The organism is Pseudomonas sp. NY15463, assembly GCF_048068415.1.
GTDB classification, from domain to species: domain Bacteria; phylum Pseudomonadota; class Gammaproteobacteria; order Pseudomonadales; family Pseudomonadaceae; genus Aquipseudomonas; species Aquipseudomonas mosselii_C.
The window spans coordinates 310,254-326,344 of sequence record NZ_JBLUQD010000001.1 but is presented as its reverse complement, the minus strand read 5'-3'; the positions used below and the strand labels follow the sequence as shown (position 1 = coordinate 326,344).

Below are 16,091 nucleotides of genomic sequence, written 5' to 3'. Positions count from 1 at the left end.
TTTCAAATTCGCTCTAATTGCGGCAACCAGACCCGTATCAGCGAGAACAGGCGGTCCAGATCGATCGGTTTGGCCAGGTAATCATTGGCACCTGCCTGCAGGCAGCGCTGTTGGTCGTCTTTCATCGCCTTGGCGGTCACGGCGATGATCGGCAGCTTGCGCCAGCGCGGCTGCTGACGGATGAGCCGGGTGGCTTCATAGCCATCCATTTCCGGCATCATCACATCCATCAGCACCAGGTCGATGTCATCGTTGGCCTCGAGCACCTCGATCGCTTCGCGCCCGTTGCGGCCGATTTCGACGATGGCCCCCTTGTGCTCCAGCGCGCTGGTAAGGGCGAAGATGTTACGCACGTCGTCGTCCACCAGCAGCACCTTGCGCCCTTCGAACACCTTGTCGCGGCTGCGGGCGGTCTTGAGCATGCGCTGCCGTTCGTTGGACAACTGCGCCTCGACTTTGTGCAGGAACAGCGTCACTTCGTCGAGCAGGCGCTCGGGCGAGCGTGCGCCCTTGATGATGATCGAACGCGAATACTTGAGCAGGTCGGTTTCTTCTTCGCGGGTCAGGTTGCGGCCGGTGTAGACGATCACCGGCGGGAAGCTGCGGATGTCCTCGCAGGTCATGCGCTTGAGCAGCTCGTTACCGAGCATGTCGGGAAGCTTGAGGTCGATGATCATGCAGTCGTAAACATGCTCGCGCAGCAGCGCCAGCGCCTCCTGAGCCAGGCCTACGGCGGTGATCTCGATGTCATCGTCACCGATCAGACGGGCGATGCTCTCGCGCTGCAGATCGTCGTCCTCCACCAGCAGGATGCGCTTGAGCTTCTGCGTGAGCTTGGCCTCCAGGCGGGCGAACACCTCCTTGAGTTCTTCGCGGCTGGTCGGCTTGACGGCATAGCCCACCGCGCCCATGTGCATGGCCGCCTCGACCCGGTCCTCCACCGAAATAATGTGCACCGGGATATGCCGCGTGCCAGGCTGCTCCTTGAGACGTTGCAACACGGTGAGCCCGGAATGATCGGGCAGACGCATGTCCAGCAAGATTGCGTCGGGCAGGTACTGGGCGGCCAACTCGAAGCCTTCGTCAGCGGCCTGGGCTACCAGGCAGCTATAGCCCAGTTCGTGCGCCAGGTCGTAGAGAATACGCGCAAAGTTCGGTTCGTCCTCGATCACCAGGATGCAGCGGTTGCTGAACGGCGCCAGCTCGCGGTCGTCGACAAAGGCCGGGGCCGAGCGCTCCGAACGCGCCGGCGCGGGCAAGGCCGGGGCTGGCGGCAGCTCGTCCACGGCCGGACGCAGGCTGTGAACCGGCAGTTGCTCAGACGCTTCGAAGTGCTCGGGAAGGATCAGGCTGAACACGCTGCCCTGCCCTGGGCTGCTGTCGACGCTGATCTGCCCACCCAATAGGTGCGCCAGATCGCGTGAAATCGACAGGCCAAGTCCGGTCCCGCCGTATTTGCGGTTGCTGGTGCCATCGACCTGATGGAACGCGCCAAATACCGCCTGGTGCTGGTCGGCGGCGATGCCGATGCCGGTATCACGCACGGCGAACACGATCCCCGTTCCCATCTGATGGCTGATACGCAGGCTCACCTGACCTCGCTCGGTGAACTTGATGGCGTTGGACAACAGGTTCTTGAGGATCTGCTCCAGGCGCTGACGGTCGGTGAACAGGGTCGCAGGCAGAGGGTGCTCCAGCTCCACGGTAAATTGCAGGCCCTTGTCCTGGGCCAGCGGCCGGAACATGCCCTGCAACCCTTCGACCAGACGTTCAAGCGGCGTGGTTTCGGGGCGTACTTCGAGCTTGCCGGCCTCGACCTTGGCAATGTCGAGGATATCGTTGATCAGGTTGAGCAAGTCGTTGCCCGCCGAATAGATCGACTCGGCGAATTTGACCTGCTCCTGACTGAGGTTACCTTCGGCGTTCTCGGACAGCAGCTTGGCCAGGATCAGCGAGCTGTTGAGCGGTGTGCGCAGCTCGTGGGACATGTTGGCGAGGAATTCGGACTTGTACTTGCTCGAACGCTGCAAGTCGTCGGCACGCGCCTGCAATTCTTGCTGGGCGCTGTTCAGCTCGCTGTTCTTGCGATCCAAGGCCTCAGTGCGCTCGGCCAGTTGTTCGTTGGTCTGCTCCAGTTCCGCCTGCTGGGTCTCCAGGTAAGCCTGTGACTCCTTGAGCACCCGGGACTGCTCTTCGAGTTCCTCGTTGGCAGTCTTGAGTTCCTCTTGCTGGACCTGCAACTCCTCATTGAGCTGCTGGGTCTCGGCGAGCACTTCCTGTAGGCGCTGGCGATAACGGGCAGTCTCGATGGAAATGCCCAGGTTGCCGCCCAACAGTTCCAACAACTCCAGGTCGCGGTCCTGCAACGGGCGCAGAAGGCCCAGCTCGACCAGACCGTTGGCCTCACCATCATGCCGGGCGGGCATCAACACACCGCTGCGCGGCAGGCCACTGCCAAGGCCTGAGCTGAGGCGATAGTAGTCCTCAGGCAGATCGTCCAGGCGCAGCAGACGGCCCTGCTGGAGGGCCTGGGCCAGCAGGCCGGCGTGCTGGCCAAGCACCTGCTCGCGGGCCTGATGCTCGGCGTCGAGCCCATAACTGGCCACCCGGATCAGTTGGCCGTGATCGTCACGCACATAGACTGCGCCCACCACGCTGCCCAGGTAGGTGGCGAAAAAGCGCAAAATATTGTCGCCCAGCATCGGCAGGGTCAGTTGCCCAAGCACCTGTTCGGCCAACTGGGTCTGCCCCGTGCGCAGCCACGCCTGATGCTGTAGGCGCTCGGCGGCACGCTGCTGGCCTTGCAGGTTTTCGACATAGCTGTTGGATAACGCCAGCAGGTCGCGACGCCCAAGGTAGGCGAGCAAGGCACTCAGGGCCACGATGAACAGCACGAACGCGGTGATCGCCGTGACGGTGACCGTGCTCACGGTTTGGTTGCGAGCCATGCGCAGTTGCTGTTCCGTGCCGATAAAGCCCTCGAATTCCTTGCGGATCTCATCGGTGATGCGCTTGCCGCGGCCATTGCCGATGGACGCCTGGTAATCACCATGGCTGCGACGCTGCTGAATCATTTCACTGCCGAAGTCGTTCCAGGCGCGTTGCAGAGCTATCAGGCGGTCAATGCGATCAACCTGGGTCGGGTTATCAATGACCAGTTCGCGCAAGGTGTCCAGGCTGCTGAAGATGCGCGGCTTGGCGACCTCGTAGGGGTCCAGGAAGCGCTCGTCGCCGGTGATCAAGAAGCCGCGCATGCCGGTTTCCATGTCGATCGACAGCTTGACCGTCTCGTTGGCATTGCCGATCACCCGATCGGTATGTTCTACCCACTGCATGGCCGAGAGCAGGTAGTTGACCACCGCGACGAACGCCACGGCCCCCAAGAGCCCCACTCCCAAGGGCAGGCCGACGTTGCGGCTGAGCAGCTTGCGAAAGCTGCGTTGATCCATCGAGGCTGCTTGAATCATGTGATTGAGGCCCGAGCGAAAAGTCCATTGAACAGTGTTGGCGGCTACGTCTTGTGTGAATCACCCTGCGCCACACCGGCCGGTTTATACAGCGAGTTTAACCACCTTTGGCCATACTGGCAGGGCATTTAGCCAGTATTTGAAGGCGGCACGCGCCAATCGTTCCATCTATTTTCATGGCCCGGTAAGCTTGGGAACTTCTGCCAAGGCCCTGCGCACAGAGTAGAGACCATTCATCGAAACAGGACCCGTACCTATGCACCTGCTAGTAGTCGAAGACGACGACATCGTTCGCATGCTGATTGTCGAAGTGCTCGACGAGCTGGGCTATACGATTCTCGAGGCTGAGGATGCCACTGCCGCATTGCGCATACTCAGAGACCTGAACCAGCCCCTGGACCTGTTGATGACCGATGTCGGCCTGCCCGACATACGTGGCGATGCGCTGGCGGCCAAGGCGCGTGAGTTGCGCCCCACGTTGCCGGTACTGTTCGCCAGCGGCTATGCCGATAGTGTGGAGGTGCCCGAAGGCATGCACGTGATCGGCAAGCCGTTCAGCATCGAGCTGCTTCGCGAAAAGATGTTAAGCATCCTAGGCACCCCTTAAACGCGCCGCGCATGCTTAAATAAGGGCCTTTCACTGGTTCAAGGCCCTGCACCATGCCCCACCTTTTGGTCGCTGCCCTTCACTGGCCCGAGCCGCAAGCCTACAGCGCAGGTCGGCACCTGCTGCAACTGCTAGAGCACGTGCGCGCCGAGGGCTGGCACGTCACCTTCGCCTGCCCGGCCACGCCAGGCATCTACAAGGCTGACCTGGCCAGACTGGGCATCGTCGAGCAGCGCATCGCCGAGGACGGCAGCGACCTGGCCACGCAAACGGCCGACGTGGTGTTGTTCGACCGCTTCGACAGCGAGGAACGCTTTGGCCGCGTTCTGCGCCAGCAATTGCCGAACGCGCTGTGCATATTGTTCAGTTGGGGCCTGCAAAGCCTGCGCGATGCGCGCCAGCAGCTACTGCGTCGGCGCCTGATCGAAGGCCTGGACCCGAACGACTTCCACACCCTGTTCAGCACCCCGGGGCCTGAGCTGTACCGACAGATGGCCCGCTCGCCACTCAGCGCGCGAGAGCTGGCGGCGCTGTGGCGCTGCGACCTGACTCTGGTCACCTCGGATGCCGAGATGGACCTGCTGATCAATGGCTTCGGTGTACCGGACTACCTGCTGCACCACTGCCCACCCGGCGTCGATGCGCTGCCTTCGGCGCGCCCCTTCGCCGAGCGCGCCGACTTTGTCAGCCTCGGCAATTTAGGCCACCCTGCCACGCTCGATGCACTGCTGTGGCTGCGCCACAACCTCTGGCCAATGCTGCGTCGGCGTTTGCCCGAGGCGCAGCTGCATGTGTACGGTGCCAACCTTGACGCGCGCAGCCAGGCGCTGCATGCCCCACACGAGGGCCTGCATATACACGGCTGGGTCGCCGACGTGGAGGCGGTGATAGGCAGTGCCCGCGTGTGCCTGGCGCCACTACGGGTAGGTGCTGGGGTCAAGGGGCAATTGCTCGACGCCTTGCGCTGCGGTACACCCAGCGTGACCACACCGATAGGCGTCGAAGGCATGGGTGGGCCACACGCGTGGCCGGGGCGTGTCGAGAGCACTGCCGAGGGGCTCGCGCGGGCAGCCGTCGAGCTGTATCAGGACGAGCCGGCCTGGCAGCACGCCCAATCGGCCTGCGCCCCGTTACTGCGCCTGCGCTTCGACCCACGGCGCCAGCGCGCGGCGCTGCTTGGGCAGGTGGCGCATAGCCTGGGACAACTGGATGAGCTGCGCCTGTTCAATTTTACCGGCGCGATGCTGCGCCAGCGCTGAGCCTGTTGCGCAGGACTGCGGTGACCATGCGCTGAACCAGGCCTCAGCCCTCACGGCGCAACAGGTAGGTGTCCATGATCCATCCGTTGCGCCGCCGGGCCTGCTCGCGTACCTGCAGAATGCGTGACTTCACCGCCTGGAGCGGCCCGGCGATCAGCACTTGCTCCGGCATTCCCAGATAAGCGCCCCAATAGATGTGCAGCGCCGGGTCGTCCAACGCGGCGAACGCGCACTGCCCATCAAGCATCACCACCACGTTGTCCACCCGCCCCTGCGCGGCCAGACGCCTGCCCGGCAGCACGGTCAACGGCTCACCGACGCGGTTGAGCGGGATCTGGTGGCGGGCGGCCAGGGCCTGCGGGCTGCTGATGCCGGGGATCACTTCCAGGCTCAGGGCAACACCGCACCCGCGCACCTGCTCAAGAATGCGCAGCGTACTGTCGTACAAGCCAGGCTCGCCCCACAGCAGGAAGGCCCCGATGTCCCCGGCACCGAGCTGCTCTTCGATCAGCCGGGCATACAGCGTCGCACGCTGCTGGTGCCAGGCCTGGACCGCGCCGGGATAGTCAACGGCCTCGGTGTCGCGCTGCGGGTCCGAGACTTGCACCAGGCGATAGCCACCCTCAGGCCGATAGCGCGCCAGAATGGCCTTGCGCAGGTGCAGCAACGCGTCGACATGCGCGCCCTTGTCGAGCACGAAACACACCGTTGCACGGCGCAGCGCATCGACCGCCTCATAGGTGATCTGCCGGGGATCACCAGGCCCGATACCGATCAACAGCAAGTGCTTCATCACCTGGTCTGCCTAGTTACCCGCGCGCATTGTCGGTGGGCCGTTCGCCTTTGGCAAAGTGCGGCCGGTCAGAACGCCGAGAAATTGTAGCTGACAATCACCCGTGTCTCGTCCATGTCCCGCGCCCACCTCGCGTAGTTACTGCGGTAGGTGGCGTTACGCAGGCGTACGCTGACATCCTTGAAGGTGCCGCCCTGCACCTGGTAGCGCAGCTCGGTGTCGCGCTCCCATTCCTGGCCTTGGGTGTCACTGCCCGGCACTTTGATGTGGTCGCCATTGATGTAGCGGGTCAGGAACGTCAGGCCGGGCACACCCAGAGCCTTGAAATCATAGTCATAGCGCAGTTGCCAGGAACGTTCCTGAGCGGCAGCGAAGTCGTTGACCTGGGCATAGTTGACCAGGTATGGGTTGCTGCCATCGAGATAAGGCATGGCGCTTTCGCCGAACATACGCTGCCAGCCGAAGCTGAGCTTGTGACCGCCCACACTGTAGCCGAACAGGCCACTGAAGGCGCGATGGTCGATCTCGCCTGCGCGGGCATTGCCAATGTCATCGCTCTTGATCAAACGCAGGTCAGTCGACAGCGAGCCCACCGCCAACGGCTGACTGGCGACTACGCCCAGAAAGTGCTGGCGGTAGATGTTGTCGAGCTTCGACACCTGATACTGCGCAGTGACCCGATCATTGAAGCGGTAGTCGAGGCCACCCAAATCGAAGTGGTCGGCTTCGATATCGCAGGCATAGCGTTTGTTCTTGCAATGCACGCGAATGTCCTGGCGGTCGGTCGAGTCACGTGCGATGTACTGGTTCAGACGAGCCAGGGTAAAGGTGAAATCGCGCACCTGCTGCGACGTCAGCCAGGCACCGTGGAACAAGGTCGGCAACAAACGTCCGTCGTTGTACTTGAGCAAGGGCACATCGGGCATCATGGCGCCGTACTTGAATAGGGTCTGCGACACTTTCACCTTGCCGGCCACGCCGAACTTGGCGTATTGGTCGACCGAACCGCGTGGATCATGTCCGGTAGAGGGCAACAAGCCACTGTTACTGTCGGCCGGACTCGAATCGAGCTTGAAGCCCGCCATGCCCAAGGCATCGACGCCAACACCAATCGGACCTTGGGTATAACCGGATCGGACATTGAGAATGAACCCTTGGGCTGCCTCTTCGCGCTTGGACTCGCCCTGGCTTGAACTGCTGCGCCCATCGCGAAAATCACGATTGAAATACACTGTGCGTGATTCAAGCCTGGCACGGCTGTCTTCAAGAAAACCGGCCGCTTCTGTCGAAACACAGGCACACAGCAAGAGCAACCCGACAACACGACGTCCCCGGGCGAGAAGAAAAGCGGCAAACATGCGATTGGAACATCCAGACATAAAAGCGAATATTGTCCCGGTCGCCAATGACTACCGGTGCTGTACGAGGAACGGGAATAACTCCACACGTACCGTAAAGGGTGCGCTGAACGCTCTGGGACAGGCCATTGGACCATGGTCTAGACGCGCTTTCAGCGACCTGCACGGGCGACTTCACATACAGTACGAAAACGCCACAAAGTTCCCGACATTTTGACCTTAAGTTTGCTGTTTACCCGTATGCAAGTGGCTACTACACTCTCGTGAGCGAACAGTGTTACCTATCCGCGTGGCCGGCGTTCAGTCCAAGTAGTCATGTTCGTCACGTCATGCCACGGCAGACTTACAGGAGTGATGACAGTGTCCAGACTTGCAGAGTTTCGTGCTGCCGAAAAAGCGCTTCAGGAACAAATGGCTCAACTGGAAGCCTTGAAAAAGGACGCCGGTCTCAAACGCGAAATCGAGTTCGAGCAAAAATTGATCGGGCTGATGAAAAGCTACGACAAGAGCCTGCGCGACATCATCGCCATCCTCGATCCGAAGGCGGTGAGCCATAACCTGGCTACTCCGGCCAAACAGCAACGCCGCCCGCGCGTGGTGAAGGTCTACGAAAACCCGCATACCGGGGAGTTGATCGAAACCAAAGGCGGCAATCACCGAGGCCTTAAAGCCTGGAAGCAACAGTACGGCGCCCAAGCAGTGGAGAGCTGGGTACGCTGATGAAATGTCAACGTACACTTCACACTTTTTTCACACCTGCTGTTTCAGTATCGAACCAGCTAAAGGACTAGCGACCCCATCACGCGCCCGCACATGCGGGCCTCTAATTCCAGCGCCCTGCCACCGTGCAGGGCGCTTTCATTTGCGCGACTGGCTGACTGCCGTATCATGGCCCACTTGTTTTAGACCCTGATTCTGGAGTCCCCATGAGCCTGCAAGACCTGCATACCCTGCCCGGCGTCACCGCCCAGCCAGATGCCGCAACCGCCCAGTTCGTGTTCAACCACACCATGCTGCGCGTCAAGGATATCGAGAAGTCGCTGGATTTCTACACCCGTGTGCTGGGGTTCCGCCTGGTGGACAAGCGCGACTTCCCGCAAGCCGCCTTCAGCCTGTATTTCCTGGCCCTGGTAGACCCCGCGCAGATTCCTGCTGACGACGCCGAACGCCACCAGTGGATGAAGTCGATCCCTGGCGTGCTCGAACTGACCCACAACCACGGTACCGAGAGCGATCCTGCGTTCGCCTACCACGATGGCAACACCGACCCGCGCGGCTTCGGCCACATCTGCGTCTCGGTACCGGACGTGCGCGCCGCCTGCGCGCGTTTCGAAGCCCTTGGGGTGCCATTCCAGAAGCGCCTGCAGGACGGCCGCATGAATCACCTGGCCTTCATCAAGGACCCTGACGGCTACTGGGTCGAAGTCATCCAGCCGACCGACCTCGAAGGCTGAGGCACGCGCCGCGCGTTCGTCGGGCCGGGACCCCTCGGCCCCTCGTCGTGGTATATGAGAAGTACATGCCCTTCCAGACCACAGCGAGGTAAGGACGATGCAATCGCTGCACTGTGAGTACCGTGAGCACACCATCACCGCCAGCGTGATGCCCCACCCTGGCGCTCCCCTGCCGTATGCCGCAGGCTGCCTGATCACCGACCCACAGGGTCATACCAGCCGGCGCCTGTCGATGCCGATGAAGTTCTTCAGCGACCTGGACAATGCCCAGCATGTGTCACTGGCGCATGGCCGTGCGCTGGTCGACCAGCAGCTCGACCATGGGCAACGGGTGTTCTGAGCGCCGCACCCGTGGAGTGGAGGTGGCACAGCGCCACTTCCCTCGTACCCGCGTTCAGCCTTCCCGGGCGTAGGCGACCGCCGCGTCCACCTGCGCTTGAGTAGGCCGCACGCCGGTGTACAGCACAAATTGCTCCAAGGCCTGCAACGCGATCACTTCAAGGCCGGTGATCACCGCTTTGCCCTGCGCCTCGGCACGCTGGATCAGTGGAGTGCGCGCGGGCATCGCGACCACGTCGAACACCCACTCAGCTGCATCGATCGCAGTCTCGGGAAACGCCAACTGCTGCGCCTCAGGGCCACCGGCCATACCAATCGGGGTCACGTTCACCAGCATCGGCGGGCTTATATCGTCAATCGCGGGCAACCAACGGTAGCCGCACATGTCAGCCAAGTGCCGCCCGGCCTGCTCGTTCCGGGCGACGAGTGTGCCATCCCTGAACCCCGCGTCACGCAGCGCACAGGCGACAGCCTTGGCCATGCCACCACTGCCGCGCAGGACGAACGCCGTGTGCGGATCGACCTGGTGTTGCTGCAACAACTGGCGAACCGCCAGGTAGTCGGTGTTGTAGGCCTTCAGGCGACCCGCATCATTGACCAGCGTATTCACCGACTCGATGGCAGCAGCCGACGGGTCGATCTCGTCCACCAGTGCCAGGCAGGCCTCTTTGTACGGCATCGACACGCCACAACCGCGAATGCCCAGGGCGCGAATCCCACCGATGGCGCCTGGCAGGTCCTGGGTAGTCATTGCCTTGTAGTAGTAGTCGAGCCCCAACTGTCGATAGAGGTGGTTGTGAAAGCGTACGCCGAAGGTGCCGGGGCGACCGGCCAGGGAAATGCACAGGACCGTGTCCCGGCTAGGGATGATGCTCATCTACGCCTCCTCAAATACGGCTGAAACGATTGATCTAGCCTAACAGAGGTGACCGCCGGTCGCTCCTTACACAACCTTTACCGTTGCCCAGTGCGCAGTTGGCGTTCTGCGCGGTCATAGTAGTCAGGCCCCAAGCGTGGGGTTGTCTTGCGAGGAATGATCATGAAACGTCTCATCCCTGGAATCGCCCTGCTGGTTGGTGCGCTGGCCCTCAGCGGCCAGGCTTCGGCGCACGGCGGCTGGGGTGGCCCGGGCCCGGTCATCGGCGCTGCCGTGGTGGGTGCTGTGGTCGGCGCGGCAGTCAGTGGCGGGCGTGACCGTACCGTGTACGTGGAACAGCAACCGGTCTACGCGCCGCCGCCGGTGTACGTTCAGGCTCCACCGCCACCGGTCTACTACCAGCCACAGCCGTATGTGGTCGAGCGCTACGTGCCCGCCCCGCCGCCGGTGTACCACCGTTACTACGGCCCGCCACCAGTCTACTACGGCCCACCGCGCTGGTAAGCGCTACCCACGATGCCATCAATGACCACTATTGAAAGCATTGATTTCAGGCCAAGCCGATCCGTGGGTAGAGTGTCGACATGTTCCACAGGCCAACGCCAGCGCCGCTGGTGCCTCCGAATCTGTTGTTGTGCGTGCTCCCTACGCCGTTTACCGCCCGCCACCTCGGCGGGCTTTTTTTGCCTGCTCGAAACCACCGATGGCCGCCCGGACTAGCAGGTTTTCTCGCCATTGCCCCACAATCGGCAATACGCACCAGGACACTGCCTACATCCCCCTCCACGGGCCTAGGCCAGCAATGCCCGGCTGGAACCTATCGCCCTTCACGACAGTCCTTTTGCACAGGTGGCAGTGAGTGTCGGCATCGGCAGCTTGCCGACGCGGATCGAGCGTCGTGTATCGCCAAGGCACTGCACTTTAACCTGCGCACACGGCAGCAGCCGGCTGCGCCCCAACGGCTTTTTCGAGACAGCATCCTTGGCACACTCAAGCTCCCAGGCTTCTCAGCAACGCGCGCTGGACTGGCTGAACTTCTTCCTGGCCGACGTACGCGATGGCCTCGGCCCGTATCTGGCGATCTACCTGCTTGCCGTGCAGCAGTGGCAGCCGGCGAACATCGGCCTGGTGATGAGCTTGGCGGGCATTGGAGCGCTGCTGGCACAAACGCCGGCCGGCGCACTGATCGACCGCACACCGGCCAAGCGCGCCGTGGTGGTGATCGCGGCCTTGTTGGTCACCGGCAGTTGCCTGCTGCTGCCGTGGCTGTCGTCGTTCGGCTGGGTGGCCCTGACACAGACGCTCGGGGCCCTGGCCGGCTCTGTGTTTGCCCCGGCGATTGCCGCCATCTCGCTGGGTATCACCGGCCCGCGGGCGTTCACGCGGCGTATCGGTCGCAACGAAACGTTCAACCACGCCGGCAACGCCTGCTCGGCACTGCTGGCCGGCGGCCTCGCCTACCTGTTCGGCCCACTGGTGGTGTTCTACCTGATGGCGCTGATGACCGTGGCCAGCATCGTGGCCGTGGGTCGAGTGCCTGGCGCCGCCATCGATCATCAACTGGCGCGCGGGCTGGTGCACGGCCCAGGCGCCGATGACCAGCCCGCAGGGCTCAAGCTGTTGCTGCACAACCGCACCTTGCTGGTGTTCGGCGTGTGCTGCGCGCTGTTCCACCTGGCCAATGCGGCAATGCTGCCACTGGTCAGCCAGAAACTCGCGCAGACCGATCTGCGACTGGCCACCCCGCTCACCTCGGCCTGCATCGTTGCGGCGCAACTGGTGATGGTGCCGATGGCGCTGCTGGCGGGGAACAAGGCCGAGGTCTGGGGGCGCAAGCCGTTCCTGCTGGCCGGCTTTCTCATCCTGCCGCTGCGTGGTGTGCTGTACGTGGTCAGCGATAATCCGTTCTGGCTCGTGGGCGTGCAACTGCTCGATGGCATCGGCGCCGGGATCTTCGGCGCGTTGTTCCCGGTGGTGGTCAAGGACTTGACCGAAGGCACCGGGCGCTTCAATGTCAGCCTCGGTGCACTGACGACCGTGTTCGGCTTGGGCGCTGCACTGAGCCCCGGCATTGCCGGCTGGGTGGTTCAGGCAGCCGGCTACGACGCCGCGTTCCTGACCCTGGCGGGTATCGCCAGCGGCGCCTTCCTGCTCGTGCTGGTAGCGCTGCCCGAAACCTGCCGCAGCACCGCGCCATCATCCTCGACTACCCCAGCCGGAATCTGACCCAACCATGCCTGTCAGCGAACATCCATCGATCATCTGGACGGTGGCCGCCTTGGCCACCTGCGGTGTCCTGTTGCGCCCCTGGCGTATCCCGGAGTACATCTGGGCAATCGGCGGTGCGTTACTGCTGGTCGGTCTGGGGTTGATCACGCCAACCAGCGCGCTGGCCGCCGTGGCCGAAGGCGGCGACGTGTACTTGTTTCTGATCGGCATGATGGTGCTGGCCGAACTTGCCCGCCAGCAAGGGCTGTTCCACTGGCTCGCCCGCTACGCGGTCCAGCACGCGCGGGGCTCGGGACAACGGCTGTTCGACCTGGTTTTCCTGGTCGGCACCCTGGTTACCGTGTTCCTGTCCAACGACGCCACGGCCGTGGTCTTGACCCCAGCCGTGTACGCCGCATGCAAGGCCGCTAAAGCCGACCCCCTGCCCTATCTGTTCATTTGTGCTTTCATTGCCAACGCGGCCAGTTTTGTACTGCCGATCTCCAACCCGGCGAACCTGGTGGTGTTCGCAAGCCAGATGCCACCGCTGCTGGATTGGCTGAGGCAGTTCAGCCTGCCGTCGCTGGCGGCGATCGTGCTTACCTACCTGGCGCTGCGCATCGCCCAACGTCGGCAGATCCGCCAACCGCTGGCCTTGAGCGTGGACCCCCAGCCCCTGACTTCAGGCGCGCGCCTGTGCGCAGTGGGCATCGGCGCTACCGCCACCTTATTGCTGGGCGCCTCGGCACTGGACCGCGCACTGGGCCTGCCGACGTTCTGCGCGGGCGTGGCGACGACGGCGCTGATCCACCTGCAGCAGCGGCGCAGCCCAATGCCGGTGCTGCGCCATGTGGCCTGGGGCGTGCTGCCGCTGGTGGCAGGTTTGTTCGTGCTGGTCGAAGCACTCGCCCAAACCGGCCTGGTGGTGCGCCTTGCGCAGGCGCTGTCGAACCTGGCCCACACCTCACCCATCGAGGCCAGCTGGGTGGCAGGCAGCGCTGCCGCCCTGGCCAGTAACCTGATGAACAACTTGCCCACGGGGTTGATTGCAGGGTCGATGGGCTCACTGGCAGAGCTACCACGACAGACCACTGCGGCGCTGCTGATCGGCGTCGACCTGGGGCCGAACCTATCGATCACCGGGTCCCTGGCCACACTGCTCTGGCTGGTGGCGATCCGCCGTGAAGGGGTGAATGTCAGTGCCTGGCATTTTTTGCGCGTAGGGTTGGTGGTGATGCCACCTGCACTGGTCGCAGCGCTGCTCATGGTGTGTATCTAGGCACCGCTGGAAGTATCTCGAGGCGGTCTGCACCCAGCCTGAAAATCGGGCCGTTCAGCGATAAATACCCGAAGGTCTGGGGCAGGAGATCTAGAATCTCAGCTCAGGCGACTACCGCACAGTCAGCTCGCTATGCTAAAAAGTGCCCAGGGACGGGATCACCGATCCCACCGGAAACACTGATTTCACTGCTTGGCCTTGGTGACAGGACCAAACGGGAAATCACCTGGATGCGGGTGCTCACCCCGCAACCGCAAGCTGCACGGTTAGACGGCCACCGAGCCGCAGTCCGTTCTGGACTGCCGTCCTCGTCCTCCACCGAAAAGGAGAAGTGCCCGTGACCGTAAACATCAACGCCCTGACGATCACCACCCCCGTACCCGCCTCGCCAACGAACCCCATTGCGCTCGAACTCAATGGTGCTGCGGCAATTGCCCAGTACCCGAGCTTCGTGAGCGTTTTGTCCGATGGTTCGGTAAAGCTCTCAGCCCCCACCCTGGGTGCCTCGAGCAAAAGCACGCATCGCACCCGTTGTGAATGGTCTGAATCGACCAACTGGACGCTAGCCAGTGCAGCGAACCATTGGAACCGCCAGCAGATGACCCTCACCCAGGTCAATTCGGCGCAAAAGGTGGTGATAGCGCAGGTGCATGTACGGGGGGATGACAGCCCTCCGGTGAAGGTTTTCTGGAACAAGGGGAACATCACCATGGGCTTTCGCACCACGTACAACCAAACCACGCCAGTGAACACAACCGTACTCAAAGGCGTGCCTCTAGGGGCGAAGTTCACCGTCAGCATCCACGTCACCGCCAAAGGACTGGTCACCGTTGCAGCAGTGTGCAATGGCGCATCGGGTTCATCCGGCGCCCTGCTGCTCGACGACACCTGGGACTCTCGTCTGTTCGAGTTTCACGGCGGGGTCTACAACCAAATCGACTACACCGACTCGACCCCTGCCGAGGATGGCTCGGTGTGCATTATCAGCAGCCTCTCACTGACGCATAGCTGACCCACGACAGCCGCCGAGGCCGGGTGCCTCCTAGCCAAACCGCATCGGTCGTGACGCTCGCCCTACCTCCTGAGGTCAGGCAAGTTTCCCGGCAGTCAGCGTCACGCCCGATGCGAACGGGTTGAATTCGGCCAATGATTGGGCCGAATTGGCGAAGTAGGAAATGTCGGTAATGGGTACAGGATTAAATTTCGTTCACCTTGCGCCCTTTAGTCATAAGGCATTCGACAGGGTTTGGGCCATACTCCACAATGCAGCGGTTTTTTGGGGGAAAACCCTTGCACAGCCAACGACATACCAACATTTAGTGAGCCTCAACGTGAAAACATCCCTGTCCATCCTCAGCCTGCTGCTGTTGCTCACAGGTACTGCGACCCTACCGTCGACCGCTGCTGCACAACCCCCGGCCAAAGTCCAGCCAGACCCCAGCAAGCTTCACCTGGCCTCAGGCAGCGCCCTGCTGATTGACCTGAACACCAACAAGGAGCTGTACGCTAGCCACGCCGATCGCGTGCGTCCCATCGCCTCGGTCACCAAACTGATGACCGCGATGGTCGTGCTCGACGCCAAGCTGCCCATGGATGAAATGCTCACCATGACCATCGCCAACAACCCGGAGATGAAAGGCGTGTACTCGCGGGTTCGTCTGGGCAGTGAGCTGAACCGCCGCGAAACCTTGCTGATCACCCTGATGTCCTCGGAGAACCGCGCAGCCAATAGCCTGGCCAACCACTATCCTGGGGGGTACGGGGCTTTCATCAAGGCCATGAACGCCAAAGCACGCAGCCTGGGCATGAACCACACGCGCTACCTCGAACCCACCGGCCTGTCGACGCAGAACGTGTCCACCGCCCAGGACCTGGCCAAACTGCTGATGGCTGCACGCAAGTACCCGATGCTCAGCGAGCTGTCCACCACCCGCGAAAAGACCGTGGCGTTCCGCAAACCCAACTACACCCTGGGCTTTCGTAACACCGACCATTTGGTGAACAAGAACAACTGGGACATCAAGCTGACCAAGACCGGCTTCACCAACGAAGCGGGCCACTGCCTGGTGCTGCTCACCAAGATGGACAACCGCCCGGTAGCCATGGTCATCCTCGATGCCTACGGCAAGTACACCCATTTCGCCGATGCCAGCCGCTTGCGTCAATGGCTGGAGACCGGTAGCGCGAAGCCGGCACCGTCGGTGGCGATGCAGTACAAGAGCGAGCGCCAGGGCCGCTCGAACCTGGCCAAGGACTAAGATCCAAACCTGCTGCCTACCCGCGTGAGGTAGGCAGCACAGCTATAGCTCCCACGCCCCGCCTCAGCCCCGCTCATCGAGCGACGGGCCTATCACCCGCGCCAACCCGGCGTAGGCACTCACTGCGCACAGACACGCCACGCAGCACCTCCCTTAAGCATTCTTAATGAAGCGCCCATTGAGCGATATTGG

The 16,091-nt window shown here is 62.4% G+C and carries 14 protein-coding genes; 10 read left to right on the top strand and 4 right to left on the bottom strand.

All coding sequences use genetic code 11. The annotated features are described in order from the left end of the window. Positions 1–2: 2 nt before the first annotated feature. Positions 3–3,467 (bottom strand): response regulator, encoded by a 3,465-nt coding sequence (locus ACNFIC_RS01565; protein ID WP_416779460.1) that lies wholly within the window; start codon positions 3,465–3,467, stop codon positions 3–5. Between the two features lie 256 nt (positions 3,468–3,723). Here ACNFIC_RS01565 and ACNFIC_RS01560 point away from each other — a divergent pair, with 256 nt between their 5' ends. Both ACNFIC_RS01560 and ACNFIC_RS01555 read left to right on the top strand, forming a co-directional pair. Next, positions 3,724–4,074: a response regulator gene (locus ACNFIC_RS01560; protein WP_416779458.1), complete on the top strand. Its 351-nt coding sequence runs from the start codon at positions 3,724–3,726 to the stop codon at positions 4,072–4,074. Positions 4,075–4,127: 53 nt separating this feature from the next. Then, positions 4,128–5,333, top strand: a complete 1,206-nt coding sequence (locus ACNFIC_RS01555) for a glycosyltransferase family 4 protein (RefSeq protein ID WP_416779456.1) — start codon at positions 4,128–4,130, stop codon at positions 5,331–5,333. 43 nt (positions 5,334–5,376) lie between these two features. On the opposite strand, the gene cobF is transcribed toward ACNFIC_RS01555, so the two are convergent. Together cobF and ACNFIC_RS01545 are read right to left on the bottom strand one after the other, a co-directional pair. Then, on the bottom strand, positions 5,377–6,126 hold the full coding sequence (gene cobF / locus ACNFIC_RS01550; protein ID WP_416779454.1) for a precorrin-6A synthase (deacetylating): 750 nt from the start codon (positions 6,124–6,126) through the stop codon (positions 5,377–5,379). A 68-nt stretch (positions 6,127–6,194) separates the two neighbouring features. After that, positions 6,195–7,484 carry an OprD family porin gene (locus tag ACNFIC_RS01545; RefSeq protein ID WP_416779453.1) on the bottom strand — a complete coding sequence of 430 codons (1,290 nt, stop codon included), beginning with the start codon at positions 7,482–7,484 and terminating at the stop codon, positions 6,195–6,197. 360 nt (positions 7,485–7,844) lie between these two features. Between ACNFIC_RS01545 and ACNFIC_RS01540 the strand changes: the two genes are divergently transcribed. The 3 genes from ACNFIC_RS01540 to ACNFIC_RS01530 all read left to right on the top strand — a co-directional run bounded on the left by ACNFIC_RS01540 (position 7,845) and on the right by ACNFIC_RS01530 (position 9,278). Next, on the top strand, positions 7,845–8,204 hold the full coding sequence (locus tag ACNFIC_RS01540) for a histone-like nucleoid-structuring protein, MvaT/MvaU family (RefSeq protein WP_138217464.1): 360 nt from the start codon (positions 7,845–7,847) through the stop codon (positions 8,202–8,204). Between the two features lie 206 nt (positions 8,205–8,410). Then, positions 8,411–8,938 (top strand): lactoylglutathione lyase, encoded by a 528-nt coding sequence (gloA, locus tag ACNFIC_RS01535; protein ID WP_138217463.1) that lies wholly within the window; start codon positions 8,411–8,413, stop codon positions 8,936–8,938. A gap of 97 nt (positions 8,939–9,035) precedes the next feature. Beyond that, positions 9,036–9,278, top strand: a complete 243-nt coding sequence (locus ACNFIC_RS01530; RefSeq protein ID WP_138217462.1) for a hypothetical protein — start codon at positions 9,036–9,038, stop codon at positions 9,276–9,278. Positions 9,279–9,332: 54 nt separating this feature from the next. On the opposite strand, the gene ACNFIC_RS01525 is transcribed toward ACNFIC_RS01530, so the two are convergent. Beyond that, positions 9,333–10,154 carry a shikimate 5-dehydrogenase gene (locus ACNFIC_RS01525; RefSeq protein WP_416779450.1) on the bottom strand — a complete coding sequence of 274 codons (822 nt, stop codon included), beginning with the start codon at positions 10,152–10,154 and terminating at the stop codon, positions 9,333–9,335. Between the two features lie 162 nt (positions 10,155–10,316). Here ACNFIC_RS01525 and ACNFIC_RS01520 point away from each other — a divergent pair, with 162 nt between their 5' ends. The 5 genes from ACNFIC_RS01520 to pbpG all read left to right on the top strand — a co-directional run bounded on the left by ACNFIC_RS01520 (position 10,317) and on the right by pbpG (position 15,899). Further along, positions 10,317–10,658 carry a hypothetical protein gene (locus ACNFIC_RS01520; protein ID WP_138217460.1) on the top strand — a complete coding sequence of 114 codons (342 nt, stop codon included), beginning with the start codon at positions 10,317–10,319 and terminating at the stop codon, positions 10,656–10,658. A gap of 477 nt (positions 10,659–11,135) precedes the next feature. Continuing rightward, entirely contained in the window at positions 11,136–12,380 is a 1,245-nt protein-coding gene (locus tag ACNFIC_RS01515; protein WP_138217459.1) for an MFS transporter, read from the top strand. A 7-nt stretch (positions 12,381–12,387) separates the two neighbouring features. Then, entirely contained in the window at positions 12,388–13,641 is a 1,254-nt protein-coding gene (locus ACNFIC_RS01510; protein ID WP_416779448.1) for an arsenic transporter, read from the top strand. A 337-nt stretch (positions 13,642–13,978) separates the two neighbouring features. Next, entirely contained in the window at positions 13,979–14,653 is a 675-nt protein-coding gene (locus tag ACNFIC_RS01505; protein WP_416779445.1) for a polysaccharide lyase family 7 protein, read from the top strand. 319 nt (positions 14,654–14,972) lie between these two features. Further along, positions 14,973–15,899 carry a D-alanyl-D-alanine endopeptidase gene (gene pbpG / locus ACNFIC_RS01500; RefSeq protein ID WP_138217456.1) on the top strand — a complete coding sequence of 309 codons (927 nt, stop codon included), beginning with the start codon at positions 14,973–14,975 and terminating at the stop codon, positions 15,897–15,899. The last annotated feature ends 192 nt before the right edge of the window (positions 15,900–16,091 follow it).

Coding starts and splice junctions, on each gene's coding strand:
- ACNFIC_RS01565 (WP_416779460.1), bottom strand. CDS start 3,467: ATGATTCAAGCAGCCTCGATGGATCAACGCAGCTTTCGCAAGCTGCTC.
- ACNFIC_RS01560 (WP_416779458.1), top strand. CDS start 3,724: ATGCACCTGCTAGTAGTCGAAGACGACGACATCGTTCGCATGCTGATT.
- ACNFIC_RS01555 (WP_416779456.1), top strand. CDS start 4,128: ATGCCCCACCTTTTGGTCGCTGCCCTTCACTGGCCCGAGCCGCAAGCC.
- cobF (WP_416779454.1), bottom strand. CDS start 6,126: ATGAAGCACTTGCTGTTGATCGGTATCGGGCCTGGTGATCCCCGGCAG.
- ACNFIC_RS01545 (WP_416779453.1), bottom strand. CDS start 7,484: ATGTTTGCCGCTTTTCTTCTCGCCCGGGGACGTCGTGTTGTCGGGTTG.
- gloA (WP_138217463.1), top strand. CDS start 8,411: ATGAGCCTGCAAGACCTGCATACCCTGCCCGGCGTCACCGCCCAGCCA.
- ACNFIC_RS01530 (WP_138217462.1), top strand. CDS start 9,036: ATGCAATCGCTGCACTGTGAGTACCGTGAGCACACCATCACCGCCAGC.
- ACNFIC_RS01525 (WP_416779450.1), bottom strand. CDS start 10,154: ATGAGCATCATCCCTAGCCGGGACACGGTCCTGTGCATTTCCCTGGCC.
- ACNFIC_RS01520 (WP_138217460.1), top strand. CDS start 10,317: ATGAAACGTCTCATCCCTGGAATCGCCCTGCTGGTTGGTGCGCTGGCC.
- ACNFIC_RS01510 (WP_416779448.1), top strand. CDS start 12,388: ATGCCTGTCAGCGAACATCCATCGATCATCTGGACGGTGGCCGCCTTG.